The 19,862-nt window shown below is 57.2% G+C and carries 13 protein-coding genes; 6 read left to right on the top strand and 7 right to left on the bottom strand.

From position 1 onward, the window contains the following. Positions 1 to 149: 149 nt before the first annotated feature. Complete coding sequence (locus ACILSL_RS02620; protein WP_395730441.1) at positions 150 to 437, bottom strand: helix-turn-helix domain-containing protein; 288 nt, start codon at positions 435 to 437, stop codon at positions 150 to 152. A gap of 122 nt (positions 438 to 559) precedes the next feature. Here ACILSL_RS02620 and ACILSL_RS02625 point away from each other — a divergent pair, with 122 nt between their 5' ends. Further along, a complete protein-coding gene (locus ACILSL_RS02625; RefSeq protein ID WP_395730442.1) occupies positions 560 to 1,399 on the top strand; it encodes a hypothetical protein in 840 nt (279 codons plus the stop codon). Positions 1,400 to 2,313: 914 nt separating this feature from the next. On the opposite strand, the gene ACILSL_RS02630 is transcribed toward ACILSL_RS02625, so the two are convergent. The 6 genes from ACILSL_RS02630 to ACILSL_RS02655 all read right to left on the bottom strand — a co-directional run bounded on the left by ACILSL_RS02630 (position 2,314) and on the right by ACILSL_RS02655 (position 12,451). Continuing rightward, positions 2,314 to 3,810 carry a hypothetical protein gene (locus ACILSL_RS02630; RefSeq protein ID WP_395730443.1) on the bottom strand — a complete coding sequence of 499 codons (1,497 nt, stop codon included), beginning with the start codon at positions 3,808 to 3,810 and terminating at the stop codon, positions 2,314 to 2,316. A gap of 78 nt (positions 3,811 to 3,888) precedes the next feature. Then, a complete protein-coding gene (locus ACILSL_RS02635; protein ID WP_395730444.1) occupies positions 3,889 to 5,445 on the bottom strand; it encodes a hypothetical protein in 1,557 nt (518 codons plus the stop codon). A 1,557-nt stretch (positions 5,446 to 7,002) separates the two neighbouring features. Next, entirely contained in the window at positions 7,003 to 8,667 is a 1,665-nt protein-coding gene (locus ACILSL_RS02640; RefSeq protein WP_395730445.1) for a DUF3987 domain-containing protein, read from the bottom strand. Then, positions 8,664 to 9,698: a hypothetical protein gene (locus tag ACILSL_RS02645; RefSeq protein WP_395730446.1), complete on the bottom strand. Its 1,035-nt coding sequence runs from the start codon at positions 9,696 to 9,698 to the stop codon at positions 8,664 to 8,666. The genes ACILSL_RS02640 and ACILSL_RS02645 overlap by 4 nt, the downstream gene beginning before the upstream one ends. Before the next feature lie 353 nt (positions 9,699 to 10,051). After that, entirely contained in the window at positions 10,052 to 10,714 is a 663-nt protein-coding gene (locus ACILSL_RS02650) for a hypothetical protein (RefSeq protein WP_395730447.1), read from the bottom strand. Between the two features lie 264 nt (positions 10,715 to 10,978). Further along, positions 10,979 to 12,451, bottom strand: coding sequence for a tyrosine-type recombinase/integrase (locus tag ACILSL_RS02655; protein WP_395730448.1), 1,473 nt, complete (start codon positions 12,449 to 12,451; stop codon positions 10,979 to 10,981). A 252-nt stretch (positions 12,452 to 12,703) separates the two neighbouring features. Between ACILSL_RS02655 and ACILSL_RS02660 the strand changes: the two genes are divergently transcribed. From ACILSL_RS02660 to ACILSL_RS02680, 5 genes are all read left to right on the top strand, one after another. Continuing rightward, positions 12,704 to 13,153 carry a hypothetical protein gene (locus tag ACILSL_RS02660; RefSeq protein WP_395730449.1) on the top strand — a complete coding sequence of 150 codons (450 nt, stop codon included), beginning with the start codon at positions 12,704 to 12,706 and terminating at the stop codon, positions 13,151 to 13,153. Between the two features lie 109 nt (positions 13,154 to 13,262). Then, positions 13,263 to 14,522, top strand: a complete 1,260-nt coding sequence (locus ACILSL_RS02665; RefSeq protein WP_395730450.1) for a TolC family protein — start codon at positions 13,263 to 13,265, stop codon at positions 14,520 to 14,522. Between the two features lie 33 nt (positions 14,523 to 14,555). Then, a complete protein-coding gene (locus tag ACILSL_RS02670) occupies positions 14,556 to 15,740 on the top strand; it encodes an efflux RND transporter periplasmic adaptor subunit (RefSeq protein ID WP_395730451.1) in 1,185 nt (394 codons plus the stop codon). Between the two features lie 2 nt (positions 15,741 to 15,742). Then, positions 15,743 to 18,931: an efflux RND transporter permease subunit gene (locus ACILSL_RS02675; protein WP_395730452.1), complete on the top strand. Its 3,189-nt coding sequence runs from the start codon at positions 15,743 to 15,745 to the stop codon at positions 18,929 to 18,931. Between the two features lie 72 nt (positions 18,932 to 19,003). Then, on the top strand, positions 19,004 to 19,474 hold the full coding sequence (locus tag ACILSL_RS02680) for a hypothetical protein (RefSeq protein WP_395730453.1): 471 nt from the start codon (positions 19,004 to 19,006) through the stop codon (positions 19,472 to 19,474). Positions 19,475 to 19,862: the final 388 nt, after the last annotated feature.

Genomic DNA, 19,862 nt, shown 5'->3' on the forward strand with positions numbered 1-19,862 from the left:
GTGGCCTGAGGATCCCCATCATTTGCTGTGCTGTAGCATCGGCAGAACCGCTTTGGTGCTCGCGGGAAAAAGTTCCGTGATTTTACAGTCCAAAATTTTGGCGGGCATCTTGCCCTCGGCATCGTACCAGCAAGTCGGCAAGGCCTACATTAGTCCTTCAGCCTGGCACCGCACAACGTTGGCAAATTGGCCCGTAGGCTCCGATCCGAAACAGCAATCATCTCTTCGGGAGAAACCTTCAGCGCGATTCCGATCACAATGAGTTCATAATCAAAGAGCGAACGAATCTGCGATTCGATTTTGGCCACCGCTACTCGGTCAATGTTTTCCAGGCCAGCGAGCTGTAATCTAGCTGCCAGATCATCCTGAGACAATCCGGCCTTCTTCCGCCATTTGCGGATATTCGGACCCAAGATGTTGCGGAAGCGCTGGCTCATGTGTTCCCCATTGGGAACTTGACTTTGGCATCTCGATGGGCAGCATTGGTTCCCCTGGGGGAACAAAGGAAAATAAACGCATCAAAGCATCGCGTCTCACGGGTCACCAATTTTGAAATGCCATGAAAACGTACACACTTGTTGTTTTGGTCTCCTACCTTTGGGCATGCAACTCACAAGTGATGGCTGAGGATATGACAGCTTTTGAAGGCACATGTCACAATGTCACCGCCAACGCGGACGGACATGTGAAGCTCATGGTCAGCGAAGAGAACAACCGATTAACAGGGATGATGTCGGTTAGTGGCTGGCTCATGGGAGGGGGGCAGATAACGGGATCACGTGTGGGACCGGAATATAAATTCACCAGCACCGATCCATATGGCATGACCATCGACTGGCAGGGGGAGCTTCAAAATGGCAAACTTTCCGGGGAATATGTCGTTGAAGCGCAGGCTGGCCTGCCCAGGCAGGTAGGTGAATGGAGTGTGGAACTGCAAGGCCGCTTGAAGCCAGGTGATCCACCGGATGCAAATGTGGCAGAAAATGTGACGACAGCGATGCTCAAGATGGAGTTTGAAAGAATGCTGAACGCCCCGGTGAAGCAGGCTGATGGAAAGTACATTTCTGGTGCCCAGAATGTTTTCCAGGTAGTTCATCCTTCGGGGCAGGGCATCAGCATCTGGGTCGAAAATGTTGGGGTGGAGTGGAAAACTGGAAAACCCAAGAATCTCAACGGCATTCACAAACTCAGCGTCAACTATACTTTGTACTGGCAGGGTGTCCTCACCCCATCCGGGTGGACAAAAATTCGATTGGTCTACAATGCTAACATTGATGCTGTCACTAAGCATGAAGTCGTCGAAAGCACCGGGACAACCAATAAAGATGCTGACGACCTTGCGTTTGGCCTTGGCGTCATACTGGGCAGAGCGGCCATGGAAAAGATGCTGGGCCCATGATGAGGATTGGGCAAGTGGAGCCCGCATTAACAAAAATCCTAATAGTCACTTGGCGGTCCCAAATATTTGTTTATGCCCCAGATCCATTGCCCCAGCTGTAAACATCAGTTTTTCGCAGATTCTCCCGGTGCCTTTGTGACATCAGCGGGGTTTGCAATTGCAGGCGCAATCATCTGCAGATTGTGTTTTGGACACCTAATCATTGAAGGCATCGACATGGATTTGCCCAGACCCCCAGTTGATCGTCGATTCCTACCGCACTCGCAAGCGAAGCCGTCGGGTTCCGGTTTGGGCCATGCTGCTACAACTATTACAAATGAGCTTGCCGGGGTGATTGGGTGGTGGGGTGTAATTGGCTTGTTTATTGGTGTTCTTATCGGCCTAGCTGTTGATCACTTTTCACGGCGCTGCCCAAAATGTGGACACAAATAATCAGTGATATTCATTTGAACCAAAACTGAAGGGTGATTGCCATGGCACAGACAGCTAAAAAAATACGCACAACAGAAGCCGCTGGGGTTGGATGTTGGATCCAGTTCGCTGGTTTGTTAGCACCCCTCGTGGGTTACTCCTTGGCGGGTGAAGGCGGGGCGATGTACGGAGTTGCTTTGCTTTTTATATTTTTGGTTGTTGGCTCGGTGAAGTCGATTCGCTGGATATGCGGCAACTGCAGCAACCCTCTGTACAGCAAATCCGTTACATGCTGCCCTGCATGCAAGTGTGAGCTGCAATAGCGACTGGGGGGCATTTCCGTGGCAAAATCGCTAACAGCGCAGAATTGCACCAAGGTGATTTTTGGCGCTTTCGATCATAACGCCCTCGTAGTCGGACTTGTCAGCGCCATTTTTCACGATCAGGCCGCAAAGCCCATTTTGCCATGCGCTGACACGCTGACTGTCAGCGGAAACCGCTGCTCAAGCCGCCGCCGCTAGCCTTCCATCCGGATCATCGATCACCAACCCAATAGATTTCAGCCTCTGGATGGCACTGTTGCGAGTGTGGGCACTCAAAGCATGGAAGCTGCGCTGCAATTCCCTGGGTTCCAGAGGGCCTTTGTCTTTCAATTTGGCCAGGATGACCTCTTCCAAGACTGCCATGTCAGTGCTGTCAGTGGCTGGTCCTGTGCTGTCGGTGGCTGGTCCTGTGCTGTCGGTGGCTGGTCCTGTGCTGTCGGTGGCTGGTCCTGTGCTGTCGGTGGATGCCGCATCCACGTAGCTGCACACGACCCGGTAATGTTCCTGGCACAACCATCGGGTCAACCGCACAGCCTGCCGCATGGTTGCTTGAAGTTCGTTTGGATCAGGTTTGGGCGGTTCCTGCGCCACTCCGGTAGGATTCATGTCCAGCAGCCTCTCAATTGATTTGGACAACAGAAGGTTGATAAAGAGGCGCAAGGGAAGATCTGGCAACCAGGACAGATGTGGATGCAAGGATTCAGGCACCCGTACAAGAGCATCGGCAAACTGCTCGTAGAATTCTTCCGCTACCCGCCTCGCGTGTTTGTTGATCACGATGGTAGATGGACCTCCCTGGGAAGCATTACTGCGATAATCGAAGGCCGCTTTCAAACACTTGGACCACTCCACAAACTCCGCTGCATCGACATCTGGCAGCCGCTTGGGATTTCCGTGCTGTTGGAACAATAGCACAGGTGCAGACTGGTTTACGATGGTGCCACGTCGGTCAAACAAAGCTCTCCTGATTGGCTCGCGCCCAGTAAGCCATAGTGCATGTACCGTGCCTGGGACCTCTGCCCCCTTGGACGTGACCGTCAACGGCTTTCCCTGCCAGCCAAGCTTGAGCATTTCCGTCAGCTTCTGTTGTCTGCCAGGAGTTAATTGGGCCCATTCCGTCATTGGGTCACCTGCACCATTCATGATGACGGCACAGTGATCCCGTGAATCAATAACGGCACGCGCCGCTGCGTCGGGATCCACTTTGGAGAGGATGGTACGCCGACGCATCAGGTTCACGACTGTTAGCGGTAGTTTCTCCGCATAGGCCTCGAACTGTGGATCAATTGAGCTGCGGTCTGGTCCCTTGGTCGCGACATCGCGCAATGCATTCTTGATCACTGCTCGAATATGGTCGGAATCCAGATTCTGAATCCGGGTGGCATCGTCAACCCAACCCCGGCCCAGTACAGACAGCCAGTCAAAGGGCAGCAGGCTGTCGGAGAGCACAGCGAGACTGAAGCAGGGTGGAAACTGCGAGGAACCATCGTCGAAGAAGCAAGAACGCCCCAAACTGGCGGCAAGGTGGGCCAGGCCGGCAACAGCCACAACGGGTGTGTCTAGGCCAAGGAGTGCGAGACCTTTGGCGGCCAGAGCAAGCAGTCGGGGAGGGATGCAGTCGCGGACATCAGCAAAGCTGTCACCGCTGCCGAATACAAATGGAGGTGGAGTGGACATGGTGGTTAAGTGTGATCGAGGTGGTTGGTGTCATGAGGCGGTGCCGTACTGAGGGATGGACCGGGGGGCTTTTGACGCTCATGACTGGCCGATAAGCTGGAAGCGGTTATCCGGATCGACCCGCACCCGCCCTTGTTGTTGCAGGAGGTTTAGTGCAGGCTTGAATGAATCCGCACTCTGCTTGTTGCAGGAACGCTGCAGTCCCCGAACTTTGCAGGGCCCTTTGCGGTTCAATATAGAGGTGACTTTTTCAGCACTTTTCAGGAGATTTCGCACAGTGTACATTTCACGCGCCTGCTTCAGCATGTTTGCGTGCATCTTTGCCGCATAGAGTGCAGTCGTGAACGCCGCCTTGCCGCACCAGAATGACTCCCTGTCGTCGCGGAACAGGAGGAACACCCACATGAGACGTTCCGGCAGGTCACAAAACTGCACGACCTGTGAACTGTCGCGCGGCAGGGCCTCCTCAAGCAACGCCAGGTATTCATTCTGCGTTCTCTGAAACATCTGTTGGTAGTCTGGAGGGATCGGCAATCGGCTCTGCATCTGCATTGGTCCGAAGCACCGCCTCTCCAACAGGTCGTTCACGAGATGGTCGTAGTGCCGCCATGCTTCGACCGCCTTGTACTCTTTGTCCAGAGTTGCCGTTCCCGTGGAACCATCCCACAGGAGGCATTGATCGTACAGCGCGTTCCAAGGGGATGACTCATCCTGCAGCGTATCGCCTAACCGTTCCAATGTCATGGCAGCCCACAGATTGACGCGCGTGTGCTCAAAAGTGCCCGGTCCCTGATCTGGGTGCAGAGGGGCAAACTCCACATCACGACCACGTAACAGGGCCACCAAGTTGCGCACCAGTGCTTCATCCTTGGTGGAGAGTTTGTGAAACGGGTCGAACACTCCGCCGGCTGGCATGAGCAGCAGTGCCTCACGATGAATGGTTTCGTTCAAGGCCGTGGCAACCTTGTCCAGAGAGATGCCTTCAAAGAAAAAAGATGGCAGATGTACGGCACCCGGACTGCTGCGTACTGGATTGCCTCCGAGACCAAAGTACATCATTGAGCCGGTTAGCCTCGCCTCATCGAAGACTTGGGAATCGAGTCCGCGTTCTAGGAACAGCTTTTCTTGCCCCTCGTTGGCATTCTCCTTCCGCTGGTGGAAGAAGGCGGGAAGGCCTCCGTGTTTCATGCCGCCCGAAGGCGGAGCGCCGCTGGGGAACGTCCACATGTCGGCGAGACGGCGCGAGTGGCTGCTGGCACTTTGGCGCAGCCAGTTCGCACGAGTACGGAGCGGATGAAACAGCCGTCGCTCCAGCAGATGCAGCCGGGATGCCGTACTGCCGATGCGGAGCAGGCTGAGGTGTGGTTTGACACGGCCGCCGCAGGAATCTACCAGACCAGCATGAGGGCCGGCAATGTTGGTCAGTACACCTGCAATCCCAATTGCCACATCAACGGGGTGCAGGCTGTACTCAATGGCAATGCCTTCGATGCGAGCGCCATAGGAAACCCCGGGCTTGTTGAGCGTCTCGGAAGTGTCGGTATTCGGGCTGGGTGGTATCGCAGGTGTTTCGGGAGCGTTTGGCGTGCCTGGTGGTAGTAGAGCAGGGGTAGATGGATCTGGAGTTGCGGTCATGATGACAATCCGGTGAAGAGTTCGGGCTGCGGTGAACTGAAGTGCAGTGGCCCTGAATGATCTTGGCGTTCTGACTTCCGCTGAATCGGTGAGGCCCGTGTGGGTGACATGAAAAAGCTCCGGTCTCGCGTACGAAGTGTCAACAACAAGCGCTCCGTGCATGCATTATTTGAAGACCATGATTACCAGTGAAGATGACAATGCGGATGTATGTCCCTTGATTAACTCGCCGTTGGACACTTTTGCACAGCGGCGAGTTGTTTGAAGCGTTGATATGTGTGGGCCAGGATTTGGAGCAGCCCCCCGCAATGTCTCGGTCGCGCGCCAGCACGGCTTTGGAGTAATTCTCCCGCACGATGCGCCCGTGGCTGGACAGCAAAAAATAAGGTGCATGAGGTTCGTAATGACGCCCGCCCGCTGTGCCCTCACAGAAAATGATTCCGCCCTTCCGCGTCGCGTTCACCCCTCGGATGACAGGTTGTACTTGCCCCGCCCAGAGACAACCCTGCGTGGAGGTTCTCGGCTGCGATCATGGCGGATGGTCCGTAGGCGCCCACCGCACTGGCCCCTCACGATGGAGCCAAGGATCATGAGCATGAAGGTCATGGCCCCTTTTGGCAGATCCAGATCAATGCAGGCACCACTCAGGTGGGTAACCGCAAATCCGCCTAGGCGCGTTGGGTCTGGCAGTCAGGGAGCTGATGCGCAGGTCATGCTGCGCCACGAGCGCCGACAGCTCGGCACCGTACAGTTGCCAGTGCCCAATCAACCATGTCAGCGGCCCGTCAGGGGATCACGGACCGCCACTGGCTGTCTTTTGATCCCAGCCGAGATGGGGTGTCGAGGAAATAAACCTCATGTACGGCGGGGGGAGAGAACAGCCGGAGCCCCTACGGCGACGAGGTGGTGGAGACTCCCAGTACGACGATGAAAAGCACACATGTTCTTGAATAAGGTACATCGGGCATGGTCACCACGACTGCCGGGAAAGGCTGAGGTATACAGGCCTGACATTGTACGCCATCCAGGTTTGTGTACATCGCAACGGCGTAGCGTACTACGGCGGCGCAGCTATGACGTGATTCGTCACAAAGGCACATTGTGCGCGGTCGGTGTGAGTACATTCGCTGGAATGCGATGGTTCAATTCTCAGGAGTGTGTGGGCCAGCCATGAATCTGCCTTTCTTGTACATGCATTGTTCAGACATGGGCCACGGAATGTACGCGCGCGTGTTCCCGGGAAGGGGATGCTGCACACAAGACCCAGGAGAGTCTGAAATGTCCCCCCGTTTTTTCAGAACCCTATCCCCCTTGTGTTTGTTATGTCGCCGGCAGGGCAAGACCGATTGCATCACACTTCGAGGGGGCTGAACGCCAATCGGGAGGGATATGGGGAATTTCGCAGATAATGCAGATTCCGTCGTGGGTGCTGCAAGCCGAATTCGACAAATTGAAACCATTTCGCAGATAATGCAGATTTTGTCACGTCCCCCATGATCACGATAATTTGGGTGGCCGAGTCTCCGCCACTCATTTGACCCGGGAGGCATATATGATTCAGGATATTGGTAAGAGACTGACCTTAATGGAGGGTCTTCCTGGCCCCGTTGGTTTGATTTCTTTGGTGAAAATTTGGTTTGGGTGGTCTTTGGCAAGGGCCAGTATTTCCTCCTTTGTGAAACCATGTCTGCGCTCCATATCGCGCGTCGTAGAAGTGCTTTCTGGTTCGCTTGAAAGCAGTGAGATTAACCGAGTGAGCCTTTCCAATTTCTTCTCCTCACGTCCAGCTGACAGGAGCTGAAGTTGTTGGCGCGAAAACCAGCGCATCAGCCTGATGGCATCGCTTGCTGTTTTCGTACTGATTGTTTCCTCCAGAGCTTTTGAACCATGCAGCCCAGCATGCAGCACAATTGCCAGACGCCATGCCAGCTCGGCCCATCTTGAAACGTATGTGTCCACATCATAGAGCGCCCCGCCGGGTTGCCGGATGTCCACAAGTTCATTGGTGTACTCAATAAACATATCGGAGACTTCAGGTGTTGGGCTAAGGACAACAGGCTTCTTTATGTCGTGGACATTGACAAGGAGATCCTTCACCAAGCGTGACCATGAATCACTGGCTTCTTTGTCAATGACATGGCGCACCTTAGGTACACGTTGAGGGCGAGCTTTGGAATCAAAAATGAGGCAACGAGGCAGCCACCCGCTCTCACAGAGAGACGGTTTTGACCTGAGTTCATCAAATTTGTCCGGCTGTATCATCCAAAGAATACCAAGACATGGCTGTGCGATCTGAATGCTCGGTCTGCCAATGCGGTCATACTTGCATGGGTCACCGGAAAATCCGGCCAGATAAATGCTCTCATCGCTTTTCTTGTTGTACCTGCCTGCCAGTACATCAGCACACCCCCGCGCTTCGCTGCTCATGCTTGCTATTGCTTCGTGCTTCCCATGTTTGAGGGCAATTGCAAGCGCCTCTGCGGTGGCATCAGCGACACTTAAACGTGGCTCGTGTAGTTGTGCCTCCAGATCCTGCCGACGCCTTTGAAGTGAGGTGAGGCTATCCAAACCATCGTTAGTGTCCTGACTCACTTGCTTCCCAAGAGACTTTTCCAAACTCTCAGTTCGACGCTTCACTATCGCCAATTCCGCTAGAAGTCCCGGCAGCACCTCGTTCTGCCACCTGTCCAGCTTCTCGGATTCATAATCAGTAAAGGGCTCCATGATGGCCTTGAAGGCTCTGCCTTTGCCCGTGCCGCTGGCCGCTACGGCAATGATGAAAAGATTAGGCCTCATGCCTCGGATTCCATCAGTCATGATTTCCACTCCGGCTCCGAGGCCAGAGGAAAGGGCACCCAATGAACATGCCGCAACAAGAGGCACCGGAATCAAGACGGCCTTGCTCACCTCCGCTATGATGCGACGCGGAATGTCCGGGAGGCATTCGAGCGGAAATTCATCTTCCTCATTCTCACCGATGTCAAAACCTGCGTTTTCTGCGGAATTCGTTATCGCCTGATTTTGAACGCCGGGCAAAACAGCATCTGCATTATTGGAACAACCCGGCATGGCCGTCGGGGTGAAGTCTTCAGGAGGACTGCTAAATTCTGCAGGATTGAAAGGTGGAGGGCCGCTAGCTTTAATCAATCCCTCGGGTACGGGTGGTGGGCCGCAAGAAATTGGAGTGCTGCTTGAATCAAAATCTGGTTGGTTTGTGTTCATGGAAGGAGGAAGTGAAGTTTTTGTTGGTCCTGGGGAATCTGGAGGTGGTGTGGGTTGATCGTGGTGAGATCATTGAGGTCCTTGACCGGTTGACCGTTCGTGCGGTTTAACCCGTCAAAATGGAACAGATCGACCTGACAGCCTGACTGGCTGAGCTGGGTGCTCCACCGCACGGCAGTCTTCAGACCGCCTCCGTCCGGGTCATTGTGTGGATAAATTCTCACACGATGACCCCTCATCAATTGCACCGCTTCAGGGTGCATTTCGGCCTTCCCGAGCATCGCGACAGGCAGGATGTCACGCCTCTGAAATTGATGGATCCAGTGAAGAGCAGCCAAATAATCCGGCCCACCTTCGACGAGCACAACTGCCCGCAGCTCTGCATGCCGGCGCAACAACTCGATCCCTACTGGCCAAGACTTCTCAGACCCTTTGATGGTGTGAGCTTTTCGTTCACCCACATTTCCCCATTCAGGATATTTAGTCCCATCCAGACGGCGTGCCTCGGCTATCCGCATTGTTCCGTCCGTCAAGACCCATGAGCGATAGCCGCAGACCTGGCTGAAGTGCAGGGCCCCTAGACGACATGCCCATTCGACTGCGCTTACATCGATGGCACGTAGTCTGGCAATTTGCGCTTTGTCGGCTTCGCTCAATGAGCATAGACCGACGGACACCATTTTTGCTGCCTCTCTTTTTGCCGGAATGATCACTGGAGGTCTGCCGACTGCCAGGCTGTTGAAACTCCTGATTGCCTGGGCACTTGAGACGTTCTTCCATCGCTTGAGAAACTCTGGTCCATCAAGGTTGTAGCCACAGACGAAACATTTGATGCGGGTGCCGTTGGCGTAGATGCTGCATGATGGGTTCTTGTCCTGGTTGCTATGTCGATGAAACCACGGACAGCGGACGTTCTGCGCAGTGCTGTTCGAAGCGCGATACTTGGGGATGGATGTCGGAGGAACCCCGATCAAGCGCATCAAGTCTGGAATGAGAAGCCGTAATTTGGCATCAGAAATTGAATTGTTCATGGGAGCAATTCTTGGTTGCAGCGCCGCCCGGCTGTGTCAGACTTCAGTTGTCTCGTCGAAAAGACCCGTATGTCTGTAACAGGGCGTACGGCTTTTTATGCTTTGGATTCGGCTTCGATTTTCTCGATGTCTTCGAGGTCAAAGCGGACCGCCCTACCAATGTGCAGGGTTGGTAGCATTCCTGCATGCCTCATCCGCCTTAACGTCATCGTTGTCACCTGCCAACGGATTGAAAGTTGTTTGGATGTTAATAGTTGCGCTGGGTTTGTATTGTGAGCTTTCATGCGCGCTCAGAAAACACATCCAGCTCGTCTCATCTACAGCACGAAAAATGATCCAAAATCATGCCGTTGTTAGGCGTCCAATTTACGCTTAACTTTCTTTTTTTGCCTTTTCGGAACCGAAATACCTGCCTTGTCGAGAATTTGCGTCCAGGTGCGATTGGGAAGTTTGCTGATCTTCGGTCCAGACTGGAATTCGGATGCGAAATTGGACTTCTTCTTTTGATAGGTGGCATCACCATACTTTTTTTTCACCCCTTCTCGCAGTTCCTTGCCTGATGGAATCCGTCCAAGAGCGTTTGCAGTTTCTAGGTAAGTCAGAAGGGTCGCGGAGGACAATGGCCGGTATTGTTCGTGAGAAATCTTCACAAGGAGTGCGTTACCATGTGGGGTAAATCCTTCGCCTCTTTCCAGGAACTCGAACAGGTAGTCAACGGCTTCGCACAGGCGTTTTTTAAGACTTTTGGTCTCATGCTGGCGTTGTTTTTTTTCCATTTGAAGTGCCTTCTTGAATTCGTGCCCAAACGCATGTCCAAACGCATGTACTAGTGAAATCCATTCCGATGAACTTTTGCAAATGCCGCCGATCAAGGCTGGCAACTCGTTCTCGGAGGGCACATTCATCTTCTCTAGATCGATTGCTCTCAGAGACTGTGGATCAAGAAGCTCCGATCCCATTGCAGCGATAGCGGCTTCAACGTGTTCACGAGTGTCGTCCCGAATCGCAAGTAACATATTTGCCAACAGGATCAATCGATTAGGAAGCAGCCCGGCACATTAGGAGTTCGTTGCCCCCATGTTTCTTCCAACAAGAATCGTCCACGGCCTTCATTGTAAATCTCGTCTCCATAAGGGCTCCCTGAGTTCATTACAGAAGTTTTCATCGCGGTTTCGAGATTCCTGTTCGGTGAAGGGACTTTGGATACGTGTGGGAGTTACGGATGTGATGGTGCCGTGTGTGCGTGAGGAGCACGCCCGGTTGACGCGTTGGACAGATATTCAACTCTGTGCTGCGGGGTCGTCGGGGGAAAATGACCGTTGAGTGCGGGTTTTTGATTGCCGAACGGGATCAACAGCCTTGATTTCGGCTTCGACGATGTTGGTCGATGTCGCGGCGAGGAGCGCGCCCAATCCCGCGGTTATGCGCTTTTTCTTGTCGGCGTAATAAGCGGCGGTCGTGCTGATCTGCGCGTGCCTGAGCACGCTCTGAGCGGCAAAAATGCCCTGTTCCGAGGCAAGGACTGCACCCAGTTCTTTGCGCAGCGTATGCAGCTTTTTGGTGTCGCTGATACCATGGCCCTTCAACCAAGCGTACAGCGCCTTGAAATGCCGGGTGCAACGGTAATTCGAGCGAGACATGTGCTGCTGCGGCTTTAGGTCCGGTGCTATGACAAATTCTCCCTTGTCCTTTGCCTTCCAGGCTCTCATGAGCCCCAGCAGTTCGGCATCCAAATCCACGGCTCCGAATGACTCCTCGCTCTTGGGCTGAAAGAGTTCCGTTGCCTCAATGCAAATCTGACCGCTGTGAAAATCGACCTGCCGCCACAGCAATGTGTCGATCTCACGCTTTCGCAGACCGCAAAGCAAGCCGAGGCAAAAAATCTTAAATGGCTCGCCGCTCAGTTCGAGATGCGCCGTCTTGATCAGTGAGTGGGTGTTGATCCGGGAGAAGTAGCGAGTGCCGGCCATTTTGGGGATTTTAAGCCCGGCAAATGGAAGTGGATTGGGCAGGGTGAGCGTTTCCAACACGTATTTGAGCGCGCGCTCTGAAAACAACGCTCTGGCGCTTCGGAGCAGAGAGCCTGCCGTATTGGTGGCTCTTCGAACTGCATCGGGTGCCGTGCCTGCTCTCTCGATGTATGCGAGTTTCCAGCGCTGCACAGCCGCCCCTGTTAAAACATCCAGCGGTTGCGCCTCCACTTTCGCCACCCATGCCAGCCGTCCTCCGCTCTGATGGTCCCGGCGCGAAAGATAAACGATCCGTTTTTTGCGGTCGCGCTTGGGTCGTCCCCCCTCATCCAGAGCAGGCTGGTCCCCAATATCGCAGATCTCTGCGGTTATTTGTCGCAAGCTCTGCGAATAAACTGTGAATGTGGATGCGCGAAAACCTGCCGTGGCCTTCACCTCGGCGAGAAATTCTCCGACGGTGGCGATGTGCGTCGGTTTCGTTGCCTTTGGTTTGAATTCCGAAAGGGTCTTTTCCCATCCCTGGGTGAGAAGAGACGAATAGATCTTCTGGGCGGTGCGTGCCGCCGCATCCCGGTTCGGTGAACCGAGGTTGAAAGTTTCGCGTCTGCCTGCGCGGGAAATGCGTGCACACCAATCCCGCGTAAGCGCAATTTCGCCTCCGTTTTGGTAGGTGTTTCGAAACAAGCGAGCCAGCCAGTACCGCGAATCAGTCTTTGGCAACGCCTTCGACTTCTTTCGCCCAAGAAGAACCTTGGCCACTTCTTGGCCACTTTTCTGGTTCATGTTTGAACGCGAGTGTGCGCTCATGGACTCACCCGATGACATTGAAGTCATTGATTCCGAATGAACTGTGCCGCTCATGAGCGAACATTAGCAAACTTGGCGAAACCCGCAACAACGAGACTTAGGATCTGGTTTGGAAACAAGTGCAGGTTCGAGTCCTGTCTCCGGCACTTGCGAAGGGGGAGCCGCTCTGTGGCGCTGGCAAAAAATCACATTGAACAAAGCGGGCCCTGCTCGCATCTTAGCTTCGCCATGGTACTTTTCCCCAAGCGCATTCTTGCCTCGCTGGCCGTTCTGGTCGTGGGGTGTGCGCAGGTGTTTGGGATGCAGCGCGGGTTTGTGTGTGAGCATCAGGGCGTGGCCGTGGAGACGGCCGCAGAGCACTGCCATCATGAGGCGGAGGCCGGAAAGACCGGGTTTGTTTCCTGCTCTGAGGCTGAGCACGAGGAACACGACGACCACGAGGACACGGAGCATCATGCGCCGCTGACGGTGGATTTGCAGGCTGGCACCGCAGGTCTCACGGCGGTGTCCATCCCGGCCTTTGTGGCGGTCCTGGTGGCGGAGATTCCCGTGCATGAGCGGGTGCTGATCCAGGCTCTCACGGTGAAGGAAATGATGAAGACGCCGCTGGAAACCGCGGGCGAGAGTCCGCCGACTGCGGCTTTGCAGGTGGCACGTTGTGTGGTGATTTTGGTTTGAGAGCGGTCCGCGCCGCCGTCCACGACTGACGGCTGAGGCGCTCTGCTTTTTTCCCTGGCCCAGGGCATGGACTGACCACGCCCGCAAATCTCAAACCATCACGCTCTCCATGTTTCGCTCATCTCTTTTATGCACCGCCTTGCTGCTGGGAGCCACCGCGGCCCCGGCCCTGACCCTTTCACTGGCCGAAATCGGCCTGAAGGTCCGCACTTCACACCCAACTCTTAAAGCCGCACGGCTCGCGGTGGAGGAGGCGCGGGGGCGGCAGCTCGGCTCCGGCAGGCTGGCGAATCCGACGTTTGGCTACGGTTTCCAAAATCAAAGCAAGGTGAGTCCGCAAACCGGGGTGTTTTCCATTGATCAGGCCTTTCCCATCACCCGCAGGCTGAGCCTGGAAAAGAAGCTCAGCGCGCAGATGGTGGGTGCGGCGGAGCTGGAGGTGCGGGATGCGGAGCGGCGCCTGATCGCGGAGGCGCAGAGCCTTGCGGTGCAGGTGCTGTCGCTCACGCAGCAGAGTGCTTTGAGAAAGCAGCAGACGGCGCTGGCGGCGAAGCTCTCCGAGTTTGTGCGGGGGCGTGCGAAAGCGGGGGAGATTTCCGCCCTGGATGCCGCCCAGGCGCAGGTGGATGCCCAGCGGCTGCTGCTGGAGACGCGGAAGCTGGAGACCACCCGCATCAGCCTCATGGGCCAGCTCAAGCCCATGCTGGGCCTGCCGCCTGAGGAGGCGCTGAACCTCACCGGCGGACTGCCTGCCATGGCCGTTCCTGGTATGGGTGCGGGCTGGATGCAGCGGGCGGACTACCAGCTTGCGCAGACGAAGATCGCGGCGGCGCTGACGGACCAGCAGCTCGCGAAGGCCAAGCGTCTGCCGGATGTGAAGGCGGGCCTTTTTGCCTCGCGGGAAATGCAGGATGTGACGCCGGCGAACCGCCAGTACACCGGTTACTACGGCTTCAGCTTCTCCATTCCGCTGCCGTTCTGGAACCGCAACCAGGGGGAGATCGCCGAGAAGGCGGCGAGTGCGGAGCGCGCCCTGCTGGAAAGAGAAGCGCTGGGAAAACAAATCATCAGCGAAGCCGAAACGGCCCGCCTCGAAATGCAGGCCAATGCCGATCTGGCGCATGAGACGCGGGACAAGCTGCTGCCGCTGGTCATTGAGCAGACGGACAAGCTGGAAAAGGCCTACGAGCAGGGCCAGACCAACCTGCTGACCATCCTGCGCGCACGTGAGCAGCGCCTGCAACTGGAGGCCGCCGCGCTGGATGCGGTGCGTGATTTTCATCTGGCGCGCATCCGCTACGAGGCAGCCACCGGCAGGCATGCGCCCGCTGCTCCCACCCCCGCCTCATCTGCGACCGCCAGACCGTGAGCGCTCTTCCATGTTCTGCACTGATTGACCCTTATGACACGTTCTCTTTCCCAACTGATCCTCTGCCTCGCCATGTCTGGCATGGCCCATGCCGGGGACGACTCCAAACGCGCGGCGAACACGGTGGTGCTGGATGAAACCGGGGTGAAAAATCTCCGCATCGAAACCGTGGAGGCGGAGGAGACGGACTTTGAGGCCACCATCTTCTCGCTGGGCCGCATCGAAGCCATCCCGGGCAAGGTGGCGGCGGTGAGCACGCGCATTTCAGGGCGCATCGTGGAGCTGAAGGTGGCGCCGGGCGACACGGTGAAGAAGGATGACGAGGTGGCGAAGATCGAGAGCCGCATGCCCGGGGATCCACCGCCGGTCATTCCGCTGAAAGCTCCGCTGGGCGGTCTGGTGACGAGCGTGGACGCGCGGCTGGGTGATCCGCTGGACCCGCAGAAGGCGCTGCTGGAAATCACAGACCTTAGCGAGGTGTATGCCGTGGCGCGTGTGCCGGAGCACCAGGCCGGACGCATGAAGCCGGGCACGGAGGCGCACATCAAGGTGGCGGCGCTGCCGCATGAGAAATTCACAGGTGAGCTGCTGCGCTTTGGCACCAGCGCGGACAAGGAGAGCGGGACGATCGACGCGATCTTCCGCCTGACGAATCCGGGCGGGCTGCTGCGCGCGGGCATGCGCGCGGAGTTCTCCATCGTGATGAGCCGGCGCAGCAACGTGGTGAGCGTGCCACGTGCTGCGCTGCAGGGTGAATCGAGCAACCGCTTTGTCTATGTGAAGGACTTCGACCTGCCGAACGCTTTTATCAAAACCCAGGTGCAGGTGGGCGAGATCAACGACCGCTTTGTGGAGATCACCAGCGGCCTGCTGCCTGCGGATGAGGTGGTGACGCGCGGCGCGTATTCGCTGTCCTTTGCGGGAGCCAGCAGCGTCTCGCTCAAGGAGGCGCTGGATGCGGCGCACGGCCATGAGCATGCGGAGGACGGCTCCGAACTGACGCCGGAAAAGAAGGCCGCGATGGCGGGAGAAAAAGGCGGTGCTGCGCATGACCATGAGCATGCCCATGAGCATGAGGAGGAAGGTGTCAGCCCGCTGTGGAGGTATGCCTCCATCGTGCTTTTTGTGCTGCTGCTCATCGCGCTCTTTTCCCAAAAGCGTGGGATTGGCGGTGAGGGTGCCGCGGCGGCGAAACCCACGGAGAAGGAGGCGCAGTAGCCATGCTCAACAAGCTGATTCATTGGGCGCTGGCAAATCGCGCGCTCATCATCGGGGTGTCTCTCATCCTCATGGTGATGGGGGTGCGTACGGCCACGGAGCTGCCGGTGGAGGTGCTGCCGGATTTGACGAAGCCGACGGTGATCATCCTCACCGAATCACCGGGACTCGCGCCTGAGGAGGTGGAGATGCGCGTGACGCAGCCGATGGAAAGCGCGCTGATGGGCGTGGCGGGGCTGACGCGGCTGAGGTCAAATTCCGATGTGTCGCTCTCGCTCGTGTATGCCGAGTTCGGCTGGGACACGGACATCTACAAGGCGCGCATGCTGGTGCAGGAGCGGCTGCAAAGCGTGCGCGGCCAGCTGCCGCCGGGCGTGCAGCCATTCATGACGCCGGTGGCTTCGCTGATGGGTGAGATCCTGCTGGTGGGGGTGCGCTCAACGACGAAGGAAGGCGAACCCGGCCACATCCCGCCGCGTGACGTGCGCTCTCTGGCGGACTGGACGATCAAGCGCCGCCTGCAGAGCATCTCCGGCATCGCGGAAATCCTCAACATGGGCGGCGGCATCAAGCAGATCGAGATTCAGCCTGACCCCTACAAGATGCAGGCGAACGGCATCAGCTATGATGAGCTGGAGCGTGCCGCTGCCGAGGCGGCGAACACGACGACGGGCGGCTTTCTCAACACAGGCCCCACGGAGATCATGGTGCGCAATCTGGCGATGACGGTGGAGCTCAACGACATCGCGCGCACGATCATCAAGAAGATCAACGACCGCCCCATTTCCATCGGTGACGTGGCGAATGTGGCCTGGGGCATCGAGCCGATGCGCGGGGATGCCACGGTGAGCCAGGCCCCGGAGAAGTCGCCGACGTACGGCGTCATCATGTCCATCACCAAGGCACCGGGCTTTGACACGCGCAAGCTGACGGCGCAGATCAAACAGGCGCTGGATGAACTTCAGAGCACTTTTCCGAAAGGGGTGGAAACCACGCTGCTGTTTCAGCAGAAGGACTTCATTGATCATGCCATCGGGAATCTGACCGAGGCCATCCGTGACGGCGCCATCATGGTGACGCTGGTGTTGTTTGTGTTTCTGCTGAATTTCCGCACCACCTTCATCACGCTGATGGCCATGCCGCTGTCCTTTGGCATCACGCTGCTGATCTTCAAGGGGTGCGGCATCAGTGTGAACTCCATGACGCTCGGCGGGCTTGCCGTCGCCATCGGCATGGTGGTGGATGACGCGATTGTGGATGTGGAGAACGTCTTCCGCAGGCTGCGGGAAAACGCGGCGCTGGCGAAGCCGCACCCGAAGCTGCAGGTGATCGCCAAGGCCTCGGGCGAGGTGCGGAACTCCATCTTTTACGCCACCATTCTCATCATCCTCGTCTTCCTGCCGCTGCTCGGTCTGACGGGGGTGGAGGGGAGGCTGTTCGCGCCGATTGCCATCGCCACGATCATTTCGATGATCGCCTCCTTCATCGTTTCACTCACAGCCATCCCGGTGCTGTGCTCGCTGCTGCTGAATCCGGCCGCAGGCCACGCGCACAAGGAGGGCTTCATCACGCGCGGCATGAAGTGGCTGCTGGAGCACACCCTGCTGCGCTTTGCGCTGGATCAGCCGCTCATGGTCCTCGTCGTCGCCTTCGTGCTGCTGATTGGATCGTTCTCGCTATATCCAAAGATGAACAAGGACTTCCTGCCGAAGTTCCAGGAGGAGACGGCGCTGGTGGCCGCGACGACTGCACCCGGCACTTCGCTGGAGGAGATGAACAAAATCTCCGACGTGATCGAGCAGCAGATCCTCACCGTGCCGGAGGTGCGCAAGGTGGGCCGACGTCTGGGGCGTGCCGAGCGTGGCGACCACGTGGTGCCCGTCTCCACGGCGGAGTTCGATGTGGATTTCCGCGAGATGGAAGGTGAGCACGCAGGGAAGGGGCGCAGCCGGAGGGAGATCCTGGATGACATCTCGAAGAAGATCAAAACGGTGCCGGGAGTGTTTGCCATTGTGGGAGGGCCGCTGGCGGATCGCATCGGCCACATGATGAGCGGTATCTCCGCCCCTGTGGCGGTGAAGATCTTCGGACCTGATCTCGACAGGCTGCGGCAGATCGGCATTGAGATCCAGGGCATCGCCCAAGCCATCCCGGGGTTTCAGGACTGCAAGCTCGACCAGACCTCCTCCATCCCGCAGCTCCGCATCGAGGCGGACCGTGACCGCGCGAAGGCGTATGGCATCGCGCCGGGCAGGCTCAATGACCAGCTCTCCAGCCTCATCGGTGGCAAAGCGGTGGCTGAGCTGCGCGAAGGGCAGCGCCGTGTGAATCTGGTGATGCGGCTGCCGGTGGAGTGGCGTGATTCACCGGACAAGATTGCGGAGCTGCCCATCGAAATGCAGGACGAGGGCGACGGGCGGCACCTGCAGCGCATCCCCTTGTCACTGGTGGCGGATGTGCGCGAAGCGAAGGGGCCGAACGTGATCTTTCGTGAGAACAGCCTGCGGCGCTTTGCGCTGGCCATCAAACCCACGGTGCGGGATGTGTCGAACCTCGTCGTGAGATTGCGGGATGAAGTCACGGCGAAGGTGAAGCTGCCGGAAGGCTACTTCATCACCTTTGAGGGAGAGTTCCAGGCGCAGCAGGAGGCCACGCAGCGCATCGCGTTGTTTTCGGCCATCGTGTTCGTGGCGGTGTTCCTGATGCTGTATGGGTACTTCCGCAGCGCATCGCTGGCGTTGCAGGTATTGGTGAACATCCCGCTGGCGCTCATGGGCGGGCTGGCCTTCACGTATTTCAAGCTGAACAACATCAGCATCGCCACGCTGGTGGGCTTCATCGCCGTGGGCGGCGTGGCGGCGCGCAATGGCATCATGATGATCAGCCACTACCTGCACCTCATGCAGCATGAGGGCGAAGGATTCACGCGCAGGATGGTGATACGCGGCACGCTGGAGCGGCTGGTGCCGGTGCTCATGACGGCGCTGTCAGCGGGCATCGGCCTCATACCGCTGGTGCTGGCGGCGGATCAGCCGGGCAAGGAGATTCTGCACCCTGTGGCCGTCGTGATCGTCGGCGGCCTGATCTCCTCCACCTTTCTCGACATGGCGGTCACGCCTGCGATGTTCTGGCTGCTGGGCCGCAAGGCCGCCGCGAGAGCCATCGAGAACGAAGCACCTGCATCCCATTGAATTTCCACTGCGGTCAGGCGCCCAAGCCTGGCCGCCAAGATAAAACCAACCCAACAAGAACACCGACATCCCATGAAAAAGCTGATCACCACCACCCTGCTGGCCCTCGCGCTGGCCTTCACCGCCAGCGCTGCTGACAAAGACAAGCATGACCATGAAACCAAGGCAGGCCCCACCGGCGGAAGGCTCATCACGGCAGTGGAACCCCACGTGGAGTTCTTCGTGAACAAGGACAAGAAGGTGGAAATCCGCTTCATCAACGACGACATGAAAGTTGTAGCCCCTGGCGAGCAGGTCATCAGCGTCACTCTCGGTGACCGCTCGGCACCGACGAAACTGAGCTTTGCAAAGGAGGGCGACAAACTGATCTCCGACAAGGCCATCCCTGAAGGCAACGACCTCCCCACCGTGGTGCAGATCCGTGCGAAGGAAGGTGCGAAGGCGGTGAATGAGAAGTTCAATCTCAATCTGGATCAATGCCCCACCTGCAAGAACAAGGAGTATGCCTGCACCTGCGCGCATGGTGATGAGGCTAAGAAGTAGCACGCGGCCAGTCACAGCTCCGGCGCGGGACTGCCGCGCCGGATTGCTCTCATCAATTCGGGATCGCCAGCGCATCGATGCGGCGCGGAGATTCGCTTGATCGCCGCGTGATGGCATGAGCCAGAAAGCCTGTCAGATGCGTTATAGCGTTTTCCGAAACGGATTTCCGGAAAGAGGCGCATGGGCTCCGACGGCGGCGGCTTGAGGACAAGCCTCCCTGCCTCGCGCTGGGTGCTCTCATGCTCAGCGCTGGTAGGGCTGGCTGTCCAGGCTGTGTGAAAACTATTTCACCGGTTTGACCGGTGGCATGTTCATGAGCAACAAGATGAGCATGAGCCACCTTCGAGGAACTGATCGCAGCGAAGTGCAGATGCTGCCGCCATGCCTG

The sequence above is a fragment of the Prosthecobacter sp. genome (assembly GCF_044222345.1).
In the GTDB taxonomy this organism is placed as follows: Bacteria; Verrucomicrobiota; Verrucomicrobiia; order Verrucomicrobiales; family Verrucomicrobiaceae; genus Prosthecobacter.